Origin of the sequence: Paenibacillus albicereus (genome assembly GCF_012676905.1) — a bacterium.
Lineage (GTDB): Bacteria > Bacillota > Bacilli > Paenibacillales > Paenibacillaceae > Paenibacillus_O > Paenibacillus_O albicereus.
Window position 1 is genome coordinate 4,311,066 of sequence record NZ_CP051428.1, and the last position, 14,856, is coordinate 4,325,921.

12 protein-coding genes and 1 pseudogene are annotated in these 14,856 nt (G+C 66.6%); 3 read left to right on the forward strand and 10 right to left on the reverse strand.

The genetic code is table 11. The features are described 5' to 3' along the window. Positions 1-18: 18 nt before the first annotated feature. The 6 genes from HGI30_RS19440 to HGI30_RS19465 form a co-directional block, all read right to left on the reverse strand. Entirely contained in the window at positions 19-894 is an 876-nt protein-coding gene (locus HGI30_RS19440; protein WP_168909034.1) for a carbohydrate ABC transporter permease, read from the reverse strand. A 94-nt stretch (positions 895-988) separates the two neighbouring features. Further along, positions 989-2,326: an extracellular solute-binding protein gene (locus HGI30_RS19445; protein ID WP_235680202.1), complete on the reverse strand. Its 1,338-nt coding sequence runs from the start codon at positions 2,324-2,326 to the stop codon at positions 989-991. 85 nt (positions 2,327-2,411) lie between these two features. Continuing rightward, positions 2,412-4,049, reverse strand: a complete 1,638-nt coding sequence (locus tag HGI30_RS19450; RefSeq protein ID WP_168909035.1) for a helix-turn-helix domain-containing protein — start codon at positions 4,047-4,049, stop codon at positions 2,412-2,414. Beyond that, a complete protein-coding gene (locus HGI30_RS19455; protein ID WP_168909036.1) occupies positions 4,046-5,830 on the reverse strand; it encodes a cache domain-containing sensor histidine kinase in 1,785 nt (594 codons plus the stop codon). The genes HGI30_RS19450 and HGI30_RS19455 overlap by 4 nt, the downstream gene beginning before the upstream one ends. 1,046 nt (positions 5,831-6,876) lie before the next feature. Beyond that, a complete protein-coding gene (locus HGI30_RS19460) occupies positions 6,877-8,127 on the reverse strand; it encodes an MGDG synthase family glycosyltransferase (RefSeq protein WP_168909037.1) in 1,251 nt (416 codons plus the stop codon). 218 nt (positions 8,128-8,345) lie between these two features. After that, on the reverse strand, positions 8,346-8,810 hold the full coding sequence (locus HGI30_RS19465) for an acyl-CoA thioesterase (protein WP_168909038.1): 465 nt from the start codon (positions 8,808-8,810) through the stop codon (positions 8,346-8,348). Between the two features lie 203 nt (positions 8,811-9,013). Here HGI30_RS19465 and HGI30_RS19470 point away from each other — a divergent pair, with 203 nt between their 5' ends. The 3 genes and pseudogenes from HGI30_RS19470 to HGI30_RS19480 form a co-directional block, all read left to right on the forward strand. Next, on the forward strand, positions 9,014-9,649 hold the full coding sequence (locus HGI30_RS19470) for a DUF1989 domain-containing protein (protein WP_168909039.1): 636 nt from the start codon (positions 9,014-9,016) through the stop codon (positions 9,647-9,649). Between the two features lie 43 nt (positions 9,650-9,692). Then, positions 9,693-10,319, forward strand: a complete 627-nt coding sequence (locus HGI30_RS19475; RefSeq protein WP_168909040.1) for a LysE family transporter — start codon at positions 9,693-9,695, stop codon at positions 10,317-10,319. A 189-nt stretch (positions 10,320-10,508) separates the two neighbouring features. Beyond that, positions 10,509-11,228, forward strand: a pseudogene (locus HGI30_RS19480) (YqcI/YcgG family protein); the annotation flags it as partial. A gap of 326 nt (positions 11,229-11,554) precedes the next feature. Here the strand turns inward: HGI30_RS19480 and HGI30_RS19485 are convergent. The 4 genes from HGI30_RS19485 to HGI30_RS19500 form a co-directional block, all read right to left on the reverse strand. After that, a complete protein-coding gene (locus tag HGI30_RS19485) occupies positions 11,555-12,937 on the reverse strand; it encodes an amino acid permease (RefSeq protein ID WP_168909042.1) in 1,383 nt (460 codons plus the stop codon). A 106-nt stretch (positions 12,938-13,043) separates the two neighbouring features. After that, positions 13,044-13,859, reverse strand: a complete 816-nt coding sequence (locus HGI30_RS19490) for an AAC(3) family N-acetyltransferase (RefSeq protein ID WP_168909043.1) — start codon at positions 13,857-13,859, stop codon at positions 13,044-13,046. A gap of 100 nt (positions 13,860-13,959) precedes the next feature. After that, positions 13,960-14,496, reverse strand: a complete 537-nt coding sequence (locus tag HGI30_RS19495; protein WP_206109951.1) for a spore coat protein — start codon at positions 14,494-14,496, stop codon at positions 13,960-13,962. Positions 14,497-14,640: 144 nt separating this feature from the next. Continuing rightward, positions 14,641-14,847, reverse strand: a complete 207-nt coding sequence (locus tag HGI30_RS19500; protein WP_168909045.1) for a CLC_0170 family protein — start codon at positions 14,845-14,847, stop codon at positions 14,641-14,643. Positions 14,848-14,856: the final 9 nt, after the last annotated feature.

The window sequence follows — 14,856 nt, forward strand, 5'->3', positions numbered from 1 at the left end:
GTCGGCACTCCCCTCTCGTCAGCTCGATTTGCGGCGGGTGACCGCCATGTTCAGTCCGATCAGCAGCAGGCTGATGAGCAGGATCATCGTGGAGACGGCCGATCCATAGCCGTAGCGGTAGACGGCGAACGTGCTGTTGTACATATAGGTGGCGAGCAGCTCGGTCGACTTGGCCGGTCCGCCGCCGGTCATGACGATGACGTGGTCGAATGCCTTGAGGCTGCCCGCGATGCACAGCACGATCGTGACGACGACGGTGCCCCAGATCATCGGCAGCGTGACGCTGACGAGCTTGCGCCAGCCGGTCGCCCCGTCGATGGCCGAGGCGTCGTGGATCTCCGAGGAGATGTTCTGCAGCGCGGCGATGAAGATGATGAGGTACGGCCCGATGTTGCTCCAGTTGATCGGGATCGATACGGCGTACATGTTGAGCTTCGGATTGGACAGCCACGCCTGCGTCCAGCTCTCGAGGCCGAGCAAGGTGAGCGCCTGGTTCAGCAGGCCGAACTGATAGTTGTAGATATAGCCCCAGATCATGCCGATGACGACGGTGGACAGCACCATCGGCATGAACAGCGCGGAGCGGATCAGCCGGTTGAACCAGGTGTTCGCCGTCAGGAGCAGCGCCCCGGCCAGCGCGATCGGGATCTGCCCGACGATGGCGGAAACGACGAGGATCAGGTTGTTGCGCAGAGCCCGCCAGAAGACGGGGTCCTGCAGCATCTCCCGGTAGTTGCCGAGGCCGATGAACTTGGCGTCGCCCATGCCTTTCCACTGGAAGAAGCCGTAGTAGATCGACCAGAGGATCGGCAGGACCGCGAATAGGACGAAGATCAGCAAAGCGGGCAGCAGGGCGATCAGGATGAAGCGGTTGCTGCGAAGCGATGAGGGCATGGCGGATTCGCCTCCTTAGGAGAAGGAGACCCTCCCCGCGAAGCGCGGAGCGGATCTCCCGGATGTGGCAGAGGGACGGACGTTGGTCTTGCGCTTACGGGTTGAGCGAGCGGGCTTGCGCGTCCTGCAGGTTTTTGGCGACTGCGTCCGGGGCTGCGCCCATCATGATTTCCTGCAGGCCGTTGTTGATCGCCTCGCCGGCTTCGGCGGACAGGTACGCGTCATAGACCGGCGTGATGCCGACCGTCTTGACGAGCTCGAACGCCTTGTAATAGAGGGAAGTGACCTTCGCTTGATCGACGTCGGTCTTGTACATGACCATCGAGTTGCTCTCGGCGATCGCCTTCTGCGCGTCCGGACCGCTGATCGCGTAGATCAGATCGAATGCCGCCTGCTTGCGGTCGCCCTCGACCTTCTTGCTGAGCGCGAAGCCTGCGCCCGGGCCGCCGGAAATGGTGTTCGGATCGCCTTTGCCGTTCGGGATAGCCGGCAGCACGGTCACTTCGATCTTCTTGAGCGTGTCCTCCGGGGTCGTAGCCAGGTTCGTCAGCGTCCATGCGCCGCTGACCATCATCGCGGCCTTGCCTTGAACGAACACCTGCTCCGCTTGCGTGTTGTCGATCGTGTTGGCGCCTTTGTCGAACGCCTCCGCGTCGACGAGCTGCTTGAAGTAGCCGAGCGCTTCGACGAACGGCGCATCGGTGAAGGCCGCTCCGTCCTGGGCGACGGCTTTCTTGAACCAGTCGGTGCCGGTGACGCGGTCCGCGAGCGAGCCGAGAATCGTCGACTGCGCGACCCAAGGCGCCTTGTTGCCGAGCGCGATCGGCGTGATGCCGGCTTTGTTGAACGTCTCGACGGCCGCCATCAGCTCGTCCCAGGTTTTCGGAACGGAGACGTTATGCTGCTGGAACAGCTCCGTGTTGTAATACAGGAAGGATGTGGCCGACATCGCGAGCGGCGCCGTGTAGGTCGCGCCTTCGAACGTGGAGCCGTCGAACGCTCCCGGAAGGAAGCTTCCCTTCCACTCCGGCTGGGCGTCCAGCAGCTCTTGAACCGGCTGCACGAGGCCCGATTCCTGGAAGCCCTTGATATGGCTGCCCGCGTAGGAAAGGAATACGTCCGGCATCTCGTCGGCTGCAGCGACGGTGCTCAGCCGCTGGCGATAGCCGTCGACCGGAATGGCCTGGGCATCCAGCTCGATCTCCGGATGAGCCGCGGCGAATTCGTCGATCTTGGCGCGAACCGTCTTGGCGCGGGCGTCGTCGCCGGCGAAGTTGTGCCACAGCGTCAGCTTGACTTTGCCTCCGCCGCCGGATCCGGAATCGTTCGTGGAAGCGCCGCCATTTTCTTCCGCTCCGTTGCCGCACGCGCTCAGCAGCGCCATCGCCATTACGGAAGCCAGTGCCGTCTTGCCGAATCTGTTCTTGTACATGCTCGCATCCCCCTGTCCTGAATTGCTTTCAGTATAATAAAACCCCCGCTCCCGCCGCAGGGGAGATCCTTCGGGAGGAGGGGGGTCATCGTTCGTGAAGCTGGCGGTATTCGGTCGGCGTCAGCCCCGTGTCCGCCTTGAACAGCTTGTTGAAATACTTCGCGTCCTCGTAGCCGACCTCCGAGGCGATGCTCGCGACCTTGGCCGGCGTCTGCAGCAGCAGCTCCCTGGCCCGCTCGAGCCGCTCGCGCGTGACGAACTCGAGGTACGTCTGCCCGGTCTCGCGCTTGAACAGCTCGCTCAGGTAGGTCGGGTTCATCGGCAGGCTGCGGGCGACCTGCTGCAAGGTCAGGCTCTCGCCGAGATGGGCGCGAATGTACTCCGCCGCCTGGCGGACGGCGGAGTGGCCTCCGCGCCCCTGCTCCGCCCAGCGGCGCGAGAGCAGGCGCAGCTCGGCAATCAGCGCCTCGCGCGGGCGCTCCTCGAGCTCCGCGGGCGACGCGCCTTCCGGCATCGGCGGCAGCTCCCGCCCGATGGACGCGGCCGAGCGCTCGAGCGAGCGCCGAGCGGCCGCGAGCAGCGAGTACAGCCACGCGGTCATCGTGGCCGGAGTCGCTTGCGCGTCGCCCTGCGCCAGCTCCAGCAGCGCGTCGGCGCCGCGCTCCAGCTCGTCTTCGCCGCCCGCCTGCAGCAGCCGGATCAGGCCGCGCTCCTCCTCCGGCGTGCAGACGGGGCGCATGCCGGTCCGTCCGGCGACGTCATCGTGGCAGACGAGACCCGAGCGCGCCGCCAGATGGCGGAAGGCGAACGCATGGAACGCGGTCTGCCGCGCCCGGCCGAGGCCGCTCCAATCCGCGGCCGCCTCGCCGCAGGCGGCGAACGCCGGCCGGCCGCGCTCGGCCAGGCGGCGCAGCCCCGCCCGCAGCAGCGGCTGCAGCTGCTGCGGCGTCTCGACGGCGGCCGCCGCCAGCCAGCCGGCGCGCGCGTCCGGCACGACGGGGCAGCCGAGCGAGGCCGCGAGCGCGACGGCGTCGGCCGGCTCTTCCGCCGGCGAAGGCGTCCGCTCGCCCGCCGCTGCGGCACGGGCGGCGGCTACGGCGCGCGCCACCGACGCCTCGACGCGGCCGGGCGCGAGCGCGCCGTCCGCGCTCGGCGCGGGCAGCTCGGCCGCCGCCAGCCGCCATAGCTGCAGCTGCCGGCCGCGTCCGACTCCGGAGAGCTGCGGATAGGCCGCGATCGCCCGGCGCAGCAGCTCCTCGTCCGGCTCGCCGCTGCCGAGCATCAGCCGCGAAAGCAGCTGCTCGCGGTAAGCCGCCGACTCCCGCGCGCTCGTCTGCGCGCGCCGCTTGCGCTCCTGCCAGCGCAGCCGGGCGCGATCGGCTGCTTCGAGGATTTCGCCGGGGCGGCTCGTCTTGAGCAGATACTCGCTGACGCCCTCCCGCACCGCCTGCTGCGCGTACGCGAACTCGTCGTAGCCGGACAGCACGATGATGTCGAGCTCCGGATAGTCGCGCAGCGCCTGGGCCGCGAGCTCCAGCCCTGACGCCCCCGTCATGCAGATGTCCGTCAGGATGAGGTCGGGCCGCTCCAGCGGCAGGCGCAGCAGCGCCTCCTCCGCGGACGCCGCCGGCTCCAGCAGCTCGAAGCCGCGCTCCTTCCAGGGCAGCACGGTGCTGAGGCCCGTACGGATGATGACTTCGTCGTCGACGATCAGTACCTTCATGCTTCTCCCTCCTTGCTTGGCTCCGGCAGCCGGAAGCTGACGGTCGTCCCGATGCCCGGCGCGCTGTCCAGATGCAGCCCCGCCTCCGGCCCGTAGTGCAGCAACAGCCGGTTGTGCACGTTGCGCAGCCCGTAGCTGCCGTAGTCGCCTCCGGTGTCGGCGTCGAGTCCCGGCAGCATGCGCCTGCCGAGCAGCGTGCGGAGCGCGTCCAGCTTGGCCTCCGGAATGCCGACGCCGTTGTCGCGCACGATGAAGCGGATCGCGCCTTCGTCCGGCTCGGCCTCGACCTCGATGCGGCCCAGCTCCGGCCGCTTGAGGATGCCGTGCAGCAGCGCGTTCTCGATGAGCGGCTGCAGCAGCAGCTTGAGCATCGGCCGCTCCAGCAGCTCCTCGGACACGGAGGCGGCGAGCTCGAAGCGGTCCGGATAGCGGATCGACTGCACTTTGACATAGCTGTCCACATGGCTGAATTCCTGCGCCACCGTGCAGTACTCGCGCCCCTTGTTGAGGCTGAACCGCAGGAAGTCGCTGAGCGCGCCGACCATCTCGGCCGTACGCCCGTCCTGGTTCATGAGCGCCATCCATTGCACGGACGACAGCGTATTATAGAGGAAATGCGGGTTGATCTGCGCCTGCAGCGCCAGCAGGTCCGCCTCCTTCTTGAGCGATTCGCTGCGCTTGACCTCCTCCGTCAGGTTGGCGATCTTGGCGCTGAGCCGGTTGTAGCTGATGACGAGCTGTCCGACCTCGTCGATCGTCGTCACCGGCAGCACCGGCAGCGGCTCGTCGGGATGGGCGTGCCGGAGCTGGCGCGTGAGCGAGCTGAGCGGCCCCGTCACCTTGCGCACGATGAAGCCGACGACGACGATGACGAACAGCAGCGCGATGCAGACGGCGATCGCCGCCAGCGTCAGGAAGTAGCGGTTTTGCGAACGGTACTCCTCGAACGGAATGACGCCGGCGAGCTTCCAGTCCGCGCTGTTGAGGGAACGATAGAGAATCGTCGAGCGGCCGTCTCCTTCGCCGTACGTCAGCGAGCCCCCGTCCCCCGCCATCGCCGGCAAGCCGGGCAGATAGTCGGTGATCGGGCGGTTGAGCTCCCACTGCGGAGGACCGGCCATGATCCGGTTGTCGGCGTCCAGCAGCACGACCGAGCCGGAGCCTTGCAGCTCCGACTGCCGCAGCTGGCGGGCGATGATCGACTGGTCGAGGCTGATGCGGAGGATGCCGATCGGCTTGTCGAATTTTTTCGTGCTGCGGATCGGGCGCGAGAGCGTGAGCACCTGATGGCTTTCGAGGGAGCTGTCCTGACGGTAGACGGTCGACCAGAACTTGCGGGCGGGATCGTAGTGCTCCGGGTCCTCGGCCCGCAGCACGTCCAGCCCCGAGCTGACGACGGAACGGATGCTGTAGGCGGCGCGGCCGTCGTTGCTTTCAATGACGATGTTGCTGATGTACGGCTTGGAAAAAGCCAGGTCGGTCAGGAAGCTGATGATCGAGGTCTGCTTGCGGAGGTCGGACTGCCGGGCCTGCAGGTCCTGCTGCACGTTCTCGTTGCCGATCAAAAACAAGGACATGTTCTCCACGTCGCGGACCATGTTGTCGAGGTAAGCCTGGAGCAGATCCAGCGTCTTCATGCCCTCGGTCTTGGCCTTCTCTTCCGATAGGCCTTCCGCGATGGAATAGGAAAGAAGCCCGAGCGAAAAAAGGGGGACGAGCACCGCCAAAATCGTAAGGAGCGACAGCTTATGCTTGAGCGAGCGACCGAGCCAATTTTCCATCGGGATGCCTCCTGCTGAAAACCTAAGATGCGGATAAGCTTCATGGCATGTTTTCTATCATGATAGTGAAGGTTGCGGATAGAATCCAGTCTTTTTTTGAGCGGGATCGGTTGCTCCGAATGATGATTTCCTTCATTTTCATCGAATTCCAGGTTGAAGAAATGAAGATGCCGATCGTTCTTTTTTCCTATGATAGCGCATTCAAGTTGAAAGGGGAAGCGGCTGGCCGGGCGTCGGATCCCCTCTTAGCATCGGGTACGGGGGATGGCTTTGGCGGGCGCTGCTTCATCAGGGCGCCGGCCCGGCCGCATCCTCCGCCTCATCCTCCGCCTCATCCTCTCCTCGTCCTCGTCCCACCCTCGCGCTTCTCCACGCTTGCCGCTTGCAAGTTCTGTGATGCGCTCAGGCTGGCTCATGCTGTGCTATGCTCGTGCTCGTGCTCGTGCTCGTGCTCGTGCTCCAAAAAGCTTACGACTCTTCCGAGGGTTAAAAGCCCTATTCTCCCTTTTCTTTCAAGCTAACGACTCCTCACACTCTTACACCTCCAATTCTTGCGATATAGACCCTGTTGCGCCTTCTTTTCGCTTCTAAGCCTCTCCCGAGTCGTTACATTTTCGGGTAAGCTGATTTTCCACCTGCAGCAGTTTGATTCGTCGTTAGCTTGCTGTCAGCGGGAAAGGGACGGACGATTGGCATGAAGGCAGTCCGGACCCCTTCAACTAGCGAAGGACCCTCCCTGCGAGGCATGAAGGCGGTCCGGACTCCTTCAACTAGCGATGGACGCCACCCTGCGAGGCATGAAGGCAGTCCGGACCCCTTCAACTAGCGATGGACGCTCCCATGTGAAGCATGAAGGTAGTCCGGACTCGTTCAACTAGCGATGGACGCCACCCTGCGAAGCATGAAGGCAGTCCGGACCCCTTCCGCGCAAGCGCAGCAGCCGGTCGATGAGGCCGCATCCGGCGAACGGCAAAAAGGAGCAAGCTAGGCCTGCTCCTTCGTTCCGGTCGTTGCCACCGCGCAGTGCCGCGGCCATCGGCCGCGCCTCAAGCCTGCGCCACGGCAGCGGCGGAGGCTTGCAGCGCGGCGCCGCCGACAACGGCCGCGGCGACCGCAGCGTCCAGCGCGGGCGCCTCCGCAGCCGTCGGAGCGCTGCGGGCATCCCGCAGCTCCAGGATCGCCTCGAGCGCGCGGCGAGCGCCGGCGACCGGCTTATGGCGCTGGGCGTTGCGGCGCAGCCGGTCGCGCAGCGCCCCATGCACGAGCACCGCGCGCAACTGATCCATCAGCTCCGCGCGGCTGCCCGCTTCCAAGGCCGCGCCGAGGCCGGCCAGATAAGCGGAGTTCTCCTGCTCCTGCCCCGGAATCGGCTTGAACAGGATCATCGGCAGCTCCTGCGAGAGCGCCTCGGAAACCGTCAGTCCGCCCGGCTTGGTGACCATGACGTCGGCCGCCGCCATCAGCTCGTGCACGTACGGCACGTAGCCCAGCACGAGGATGCGATGCCCGCCGCAGGCGCCCGGCAGCCGATCCTCCAGCTGGCGGCGCAGCCGCTCGTTGCGTCCGCAGACGATGACGAACTGCGCGCTCGGCAGTCCGCCCTGCTCCTCGACGAGGCGCATGACGCTGCGTCCGATCAGGCCGTCGCCGCCGCCCATGACGAGGATCGTCGGCAGCTGCGGGTCGAGGCCGTGCTTGCGCCGCAGCTCCGCGCGGTCATGGCGCTGGCCGAACTGTCGGCGCACGGGGATGCCCGTCGCGACGACGCGCGACGGCGACACCCCGCTTGCGATGAGCGCCTCGCGGATCGGCTCGGCGCCGACGATGTAGCGGTCGGTGCCGGGATGGATCCAGTAGCTGTGCCGGGCGTAGTCGGTGAGCACGGTGACGGTCGGCACGCGCGTCAGACGGCTGAGCCGCAGATGGGACATCGCAGCTGCCGCAGCCGGGAACGTGCAGACGACGACCGTCGGCCGCAGCTGCTCGAGCAGCTGCAGCATGCGCTCCGTGCGGAACGTGCGCAGCTGCTTGAACAGCAGGGACAGCCGATTGTCCTCGCGCGTCGCCCGGTACAGGACGCCGTACGCCGACGGCATTCCCTTGATGCCCTGCATGTAGCAGAAGCGGCCGACCGAATGGAGCTTCGGATGCGTCCATTTCATATAGTCCACGACCGTCACCTCGGCGCCGGGGGCGGCTCCCGCGGCCGCCTCCGCGATCGCCCGCGCGGCCTGGTTGTGGCCTTCGCCCAGCGTCCCGGTCAGGACAAGAATTCGATGCTGGCTGCTCGCGTGCACGTACGCTTCCTCCTCTGGCTGCGGCCGCCCTGCCGGAGACTTTCCCCGGAGCCTGGAGCGGCTCGCTACGATATACATACGGGACAAGGGCGAGAAATAGTCTGCGAAGCTTTCCGCCGCCACATGATGTACGATTGTTCCTGAAGAAAAGCTTACCTTGGCGGGCGTGCCTCCGCCTTCGGGCCGCAGCCGGTTCTTGTACCTGGACCTAAGGCGGGCTACTCCTCCAGCCGAGGTCCCTCGAAGCGCCGGATCGCCTCGCGCGCCCGCTCGGGGATCGGCGTCGGACGGCCGCCTGCGGTGTCGATCAGGACGATCGCGCCGCGGCCGGAGGCCTTGAGCTTGCCGTCCACCGTCAGCGCGTAGTGGATGTCGATCGACGAGCGGCCGAGGCGCGCCGTCTTGACATGCAGGCGCAGGGCGTCCTTGAGATAAATCTGATCCAGGTATTGGCACTCCAGGTCGGCGACGACGGATACGTTCTTCTGGCTGAATAAATCTTCCGTCAGTTCCAAATTCTCGAAGTACTCGATCCTTCCCTGCTCGAAGTACATGAAATAGCTCACATTATTGACATGCCCCAGCATGTCCGTCTCGCAATAGCGGATCTTCAGCGGAATCGAAAACGAAAACGAGTCCAGCCATGCTTGCCGGTCCTCTCCCATGAATGCGCCCTTGCTCATGATGCACGTCTCCTTTGCTTCCGTCGGCGCAAGGCCGATCGGACTTGTCATCAAGCAGGATAGCATGCGGCCGGCACGCCGCACAACCGGCGCGCCGGCCGCATGGAGCGGGACGGCGCCAGCCATACTGAGAGGATGGGGCCTTCGCTGCCGCCTCGCTCGCGCGGAAGGCCTACTTTTCCCAGATGGAGGCGAACCCGCCCATGCAATCCCTCGACCGGCTCGTGCCCGCCACGGAAGGCTTCGGCTTCCGCGTCCGCCAAGGCCAGACGATCCGCGTCACCGACGTGCAAGGCGAGCAGGTGGCCGACTTCGTCGTCTACCGCGCCGACGACCCGTCCGAGCGCATCGATCCCAACGTCACGATGGACGCCCTGCACAAGATGAAGGTCGTCCCGGGAGACATCCTCTACTCCAACAAGTACCGCCCGATCCTGACCGTGCTGAGCGACGACTGCGGCGTGCATGACTTCATCAACGCCGCCTGCCGGCGGGAAATGTACGAGGTGCTGTACGCCAAGAAGGACCACGCCAGCTGCCACGACAACCTGAGCCGGGCGCTCGCCGCCTACGGCCTGCCGGAGCCGGACCAGCACTACCCGTTCAACCTGTTCATGAACACGGTCATCGGTCCGGACGGCAGCATCGCCGTCAAGCGTCCGACCTCGCGCGCGGGAGACGCGATCGAGCTGCGGGCAGAGGCGGACCTCATCTGCGCCATCTCCGCCTGCCCCTGCTCCGAGAGCGAATGCAACGGCTACGTCTGCACGCCGATCCGGGTCGAGGTGTACGATCCTCCGGCAGCAGGCATGAGAAGGGACAGCCCCGGAATACAATGAGCTTGACCAGGCAGGCCTGGTCGACTCCGGGGAGGGATGCAAGGTGAATGCTTTCTTGACGTATGTCGTGCTGGGCTTGTCGCTGAGCGCGCCGATCGGGCCGATCAACGCGGCCCAGCTCGACCGGGGAGCCCGCTTCGGGTTCCTGCATGCCTGGCTCGTCGGGCTCGGCGCGATGGCGGCGGACGCGCTCTACATGCTGCTGATCTACTTCGGCGTCGCCCACTTTCTCGATACGGCGTTCATGCGCACGCTGCTCTGGTCGTTCGGATTCTTCGTGCTCGTCTACACGGGCATCGAGACGATGCGGTCCTCCTCCGCGCCGCTGGCCGGCCGAGGTTCGGAGGTCGCCTCGCGCCTCGGCTCGCTGCGCTCCGGCTTCCTCATGGCGCTGCTCAACCCGCTGAACATCCTGTTCTGGCTCGGCATCTACGGCTCGATCATCGCCGGCAGCTCCGGGCAAGGCGGGCTGTCGATGCTGCTGCTGCACAGCACCGGCATCTTCGCCGGCATCCTGCTCTGGGACGCGGTCATGGCGACGCTCGCCAGCTCCTTGAAGCGCTTCGCGAGCGCAAGGCTGCTGCAGGGCATCTCGGCGGCGGCCGGATTGTCGCTGCTCGTATTCGGCCTGTACTTCGGCTGGAAAGCGCTCGCCGAGCTGGCCGCCTGAGCGGGGTCCTCGGCCGTTCCGCCTCAGCACCGTCGAAAGAGGGGGAGCAGACCGATCGCGACAAGCGGCGTAAGCAGGTCGACGCGCTTCGTCCGTGCTTCGCCGGCGCGCCGGCATCCGGGCGGACGTACACCTCCCTTCCGCTCCCGTCATACGATGACGGGACGGAAGAAGGAGGAGCATGGACAGATGACGACGCTTTACGACAAGCGCACCCTCGACGAGATCGGCCCCCGGCTGGAGCCCTGGCAGCTGGCCGCCTGGCGCAGCTTCGGCGAGATGGTCGCCGACGATGCCGACACCTACCCCTGCGTCCCGGGGCGCCAGGGGTATTTGAGCGGCCAGCTGCGCTACGGCTTCGCGGCCGATCCGCGCACGCCGCAAGCCGTGCGGGATCTCGCCTCGCTGCTGGAGCAGTACGGCCCCGTGTCGCGCGCTACCGGCAAGTATGCCTCGCTCGCCGTCTTTTTCCATACGCCGCCCGCGCTCGCGGGAGCTCCCGTAAAGCGGTTCGAGTCGCTGTTCTGGTCGCTGATGAGGCGCGTCTCGCTCCAGGACCGCCAGCCTTGGCCCGAAGGCATACCGCGCGATCCGCATCGCCACGACTGGGAATTCTGCTTCGGCGGCGAGCCTTACTTCGCGTTCTGCGCGACCCCGGCGCATCGGCTGCGGCGCAGCCGGTCGTTCCCGGTCATGCTCGCCGCGTTCCAGCCGCGCTGGGTGTTCGAGGCGATCAACGACGGCACGTCGCTCGGCCGCAAGATGAAGACGCTCATCCGCTCCCGCCTGGCCGACTACGATGAGATTCCCGCTCATCCGGCGCTGAAGTGGTACGGCCAGACCGACAACTACGAGTGGCAGCAGTACTTCCTGCGCGACGACGACAGCGCGCTCTCCCGCTGCCCGTTCCTGAGCGGGCGGCTGGGGCGCGGCGAAGAGGCGGGGGCTCCCGCGTCGACTGCCGCCGGGTCGTCCGCTCCCGACCTTCCCGCTCCGGCGAGCGGCGCTGCGGAACAAAGCGCATCCGGACTTGATCGTCCATCCGCTCCGACTGGGCCGATCGCCAAGGTCAGCTCCTTCCTCCCCGACGCCCCTGACGCCGAGAAATGAACCCCCGCGGGGTCTCGGCAAGCGTCGTCCGAGCCAAGCCGAACAAGCCGCCCGCCGTCCTTCTTGGACGGCGGAAGCGGCTTTTTTCGCGTCCGTCCGAAAGCCCGGGCCACGACGATGCCTGCTCACCGGGCTCCCCCTCCTGCCCGGCCGCCCGGAAAGCGGCGGCGGCTACGGGCATCGTCGCGAAGCCGCTGCCGCTCGGCGGCGGCCGTCCAGCGCCGGTGCATGACGAAGGTCGCGGCGGCGACGGCGGCCGCGATGCCGAGGCTGGCGTAAAAACCGGGACGTCCGGCGGGCTCGGACAGCGCTCCGGACGCCGCGGCGGCCATCAGGACGATCGCCGTCCAGGATTTGATCCGCCCCCATGCTCCAGGACGCCCCAGCTTGAGGTACGACAGCACGATGATCGTCCAGACGTAAAGCAGGACAAGGCCGCCCGCCGTCGCCAGATGCTCGAACAGGCTGCGCGGCAGCAGCAGCGCCAGCACGACGGATACGCCCATCCCGGCGGCGTTGACGAGCAGCGCGGCCGCAGGCAGCTTGCGCTTGCCCCAGGTGCGCCCGGTCCAGGCGGGAGCGTCTCCGCCTTGCGCGAGCGTGACGAGCATCGTCGAGACGCCGTACAGCGAGGCGACGAGGATGCTGAAGCCCGATACGATCAGCACGCCGTTCAGCGCATGGCGCAGCGCGGTCAGGCGAAGTCCGTCCAGAGCCAGGATCAGGGGGCTCGCGTCCGGCTTCATCGAGGCGGCCGGCACGAGCAGCATGGCAAGGGCGATGGAGCCGATGTACAGCACGGCGATCAGCGAGAGCATGAACGCGCCGGCCTTGGGCGCTTGCTCGGGCTTGCGCAGTCCCGCCGCCATGAAGCCCATCACCTCGATGCCGCTGAACGCATAGAACCCGTACAGCAGCCCTCTCCAGACGCCTCCCCAACCCGGCGAGGCCGCTTCCCGCCAGCCGTTCGGCGCTTCCGAGGGAGAGGCCAGGCCGCGCAGCAGCCACCAGGCGCACACGCCGATGAAGCCGATGACGGCGGCGATCTTGACGACGGCGAACAGATTCTCGGCGGCGTTGATGCCTTTGGAGCCGAGCACGACGACGAGCAGCGCCAGCACCGCATAGCCGCCGGCGAACGCCCCCAGCGGCACGGAGGGCAGCCAGGCCTGGCTGAACAGCCCGAGCGCGGTCAGCGTGCCGCCGAGGATGAGCAGCTCCGAGAACCAGTAGATCCAGCCGGTGCCGAAGGCGGCCCAGCGCCCGTAGGCCTGTCCGGCATAGGTGCGGAACGAGCCTTTGTCCGGATGCTCCGCGGTCATCCGGGCGAGCGCCTCGTAGACGAAATAAGTGGCTAGGGCCACGGCCGCGAATACGGGCAGCGCCAGCCAGCCGCTCGTGCGGACCGCGATGCCCGAGCCGAGGAAAAACGCGGTGCCGATCGTGCAGCCCGCTCCGAACAAGGACAGCTGCCACCAGGGCAAGCCTTTTGCTTCCTGCTCTGCCATCTCGATCCCTTCCCTTCCCGGGTAGGGTAGCCCCGTGCCGCCGTTCCTATGCCTGGCCCGAAGCCAAAAGAGGCCGGGAGCGGTCGTACCGCTTCCGGCCTTGCGATTATCGGTCTAAGCCGGGGCGGCGCCGAGCCATCTTCTCCGCCGCGAAATCGACGAGCGCCCGCATCGGCATGAGCCGGGCGAGACAGGCCCCGATCGTGGCCCGCCGCGCTTGCGGATGCGAGGCCTCGAACGCTTCGCCGATCGCCTCGAAGTCGCTGTCGTCATAAGCCAGCTCCTCGTATTCGACCCAGCGCCGCTCGCCCGCTTCGAGCATCGGCGCTCCCTGGCGGATCATCCTTTTGCCCGGCCAGTCGGCCCGGTGCTCCGCCAGATGGAGCGAGGTGCTGTTGACATGGCCGACGCCGAGCAGCAGCACATGCGCCCCGTGCTCGTACAGCCTTCCGAGCGGGGACGATTCGCCGAGCGGAGGGACGAGCGGATGCTCTCCGACGATCGCTTCGGCGAGCGGTCCGCGAGCCGCGAAGCTCAGCTGGGGATGAGCGCTCCTCCGCGCCCCCTCGCGGCGCCGGAACGCCTCGACGACCGCTCCCATCGCCCGCGTCGGCGTCAGGTCCGGGCGGAACGGCGGCATCTCCTCGCGGATGATCGGCCACCACGATTCCGGCACCGGCGGATGAATCCAGTTGGACGGCTCGGAAAGGTCGGCCGTCTGAGTCGGCATGACGAGCGTGCCGGTCGGCCCGACCGCCTCCTCCAGCGCTTCGACGACCGCCTGGCTGCCGCCCGGAATCCAGCGGCCGAACGATTTCAGCGACGAGTGGACGAGCAGCGTCATGCCTTCGCTTACGCCCAGGGCGTTCAGTTCTTTTCGAATACCGCTCTTCGGGAGCGGCGGATAGGCGTAGATGTCCATGTATCTCCCTCTTTCCTCCGCCTTAGCTTACCGCAGCTTCAGCCATAGACGAAAGGGAAAGAATGAGTGTAACCGTTCCAGCGCGGCCGGAGTCGGGGCGTCAGCGGCCGGAAGCTCCCGCAGGCCGAGGCTGCGGCGCGAAGGAGGAGGCGATCCGCTGCGCCTCCGCGTCCGGAAGCGCGGGAACTTGGTACCAGCCCCGGCCGTTCAGATAGAGGAACGCTTCATAGGCCATCTCGATATAGTCCGGCACCTGCGCGGCCACGACGCGGCGGCAGACCGGATGCGCCAGCTCGAGGCTGGTCATCGCCAGCAGCGAGGCCTGGCTTTTCAGCAAGCCCAGCGCATAGCCCGCGATGCCCTTGTCCGTCAGCTCGGAAGGCTGGGCGATCGGGGCGGAAGGAGCCGCCGGAGACGTCCCGAACTTCACCGGTGGCAGGTTCGGAATGAGATAAGCCTGCGTGTCCCGATGGGGCTTGCGGCCGGCGGCGAAGCTTTCCAGCGTCAGATGGTAGTGCTCCAGCATGAAGCGATGCTGGCGGTCCAGAAGCTGCTTGAGCTCCGGATCGAGCGCAGCCTCCCGGAACAGCACGAACTGGTCCAGCACCGCGACCATGCCGGACAGAATCTCCTGCATGTCCCGGCCCTCATGCTGTCCGTGCCGCGAGGCGTCCCTAGAGCTCCCTGTCATATGCGCATCCCTCTTCTCTTCTCGATTCATCTTCTCGATCTCGTCGCGAACGACGGCTCTAGTCTTCGCCAGGGGGGCGACGCCTATGCCTCAGCGGAACAAGCGCCAGGCGCCCAAGTCGATCCCCGCCAGCAAGCTGGCCGCGATCAGCGACCAGCCGAGCGCTCGGGCGCCGCGCTGCTCCCTCTCCATCCGCAGGAAGCGGCAGATCGGCGCGTCGACGGCGATCAGGATCAAGCCCGTCATCGACATCCATACCAGCAGCAGGGACAGGGACAGCAGGCGGGTCATCAGCATCTCGCGATT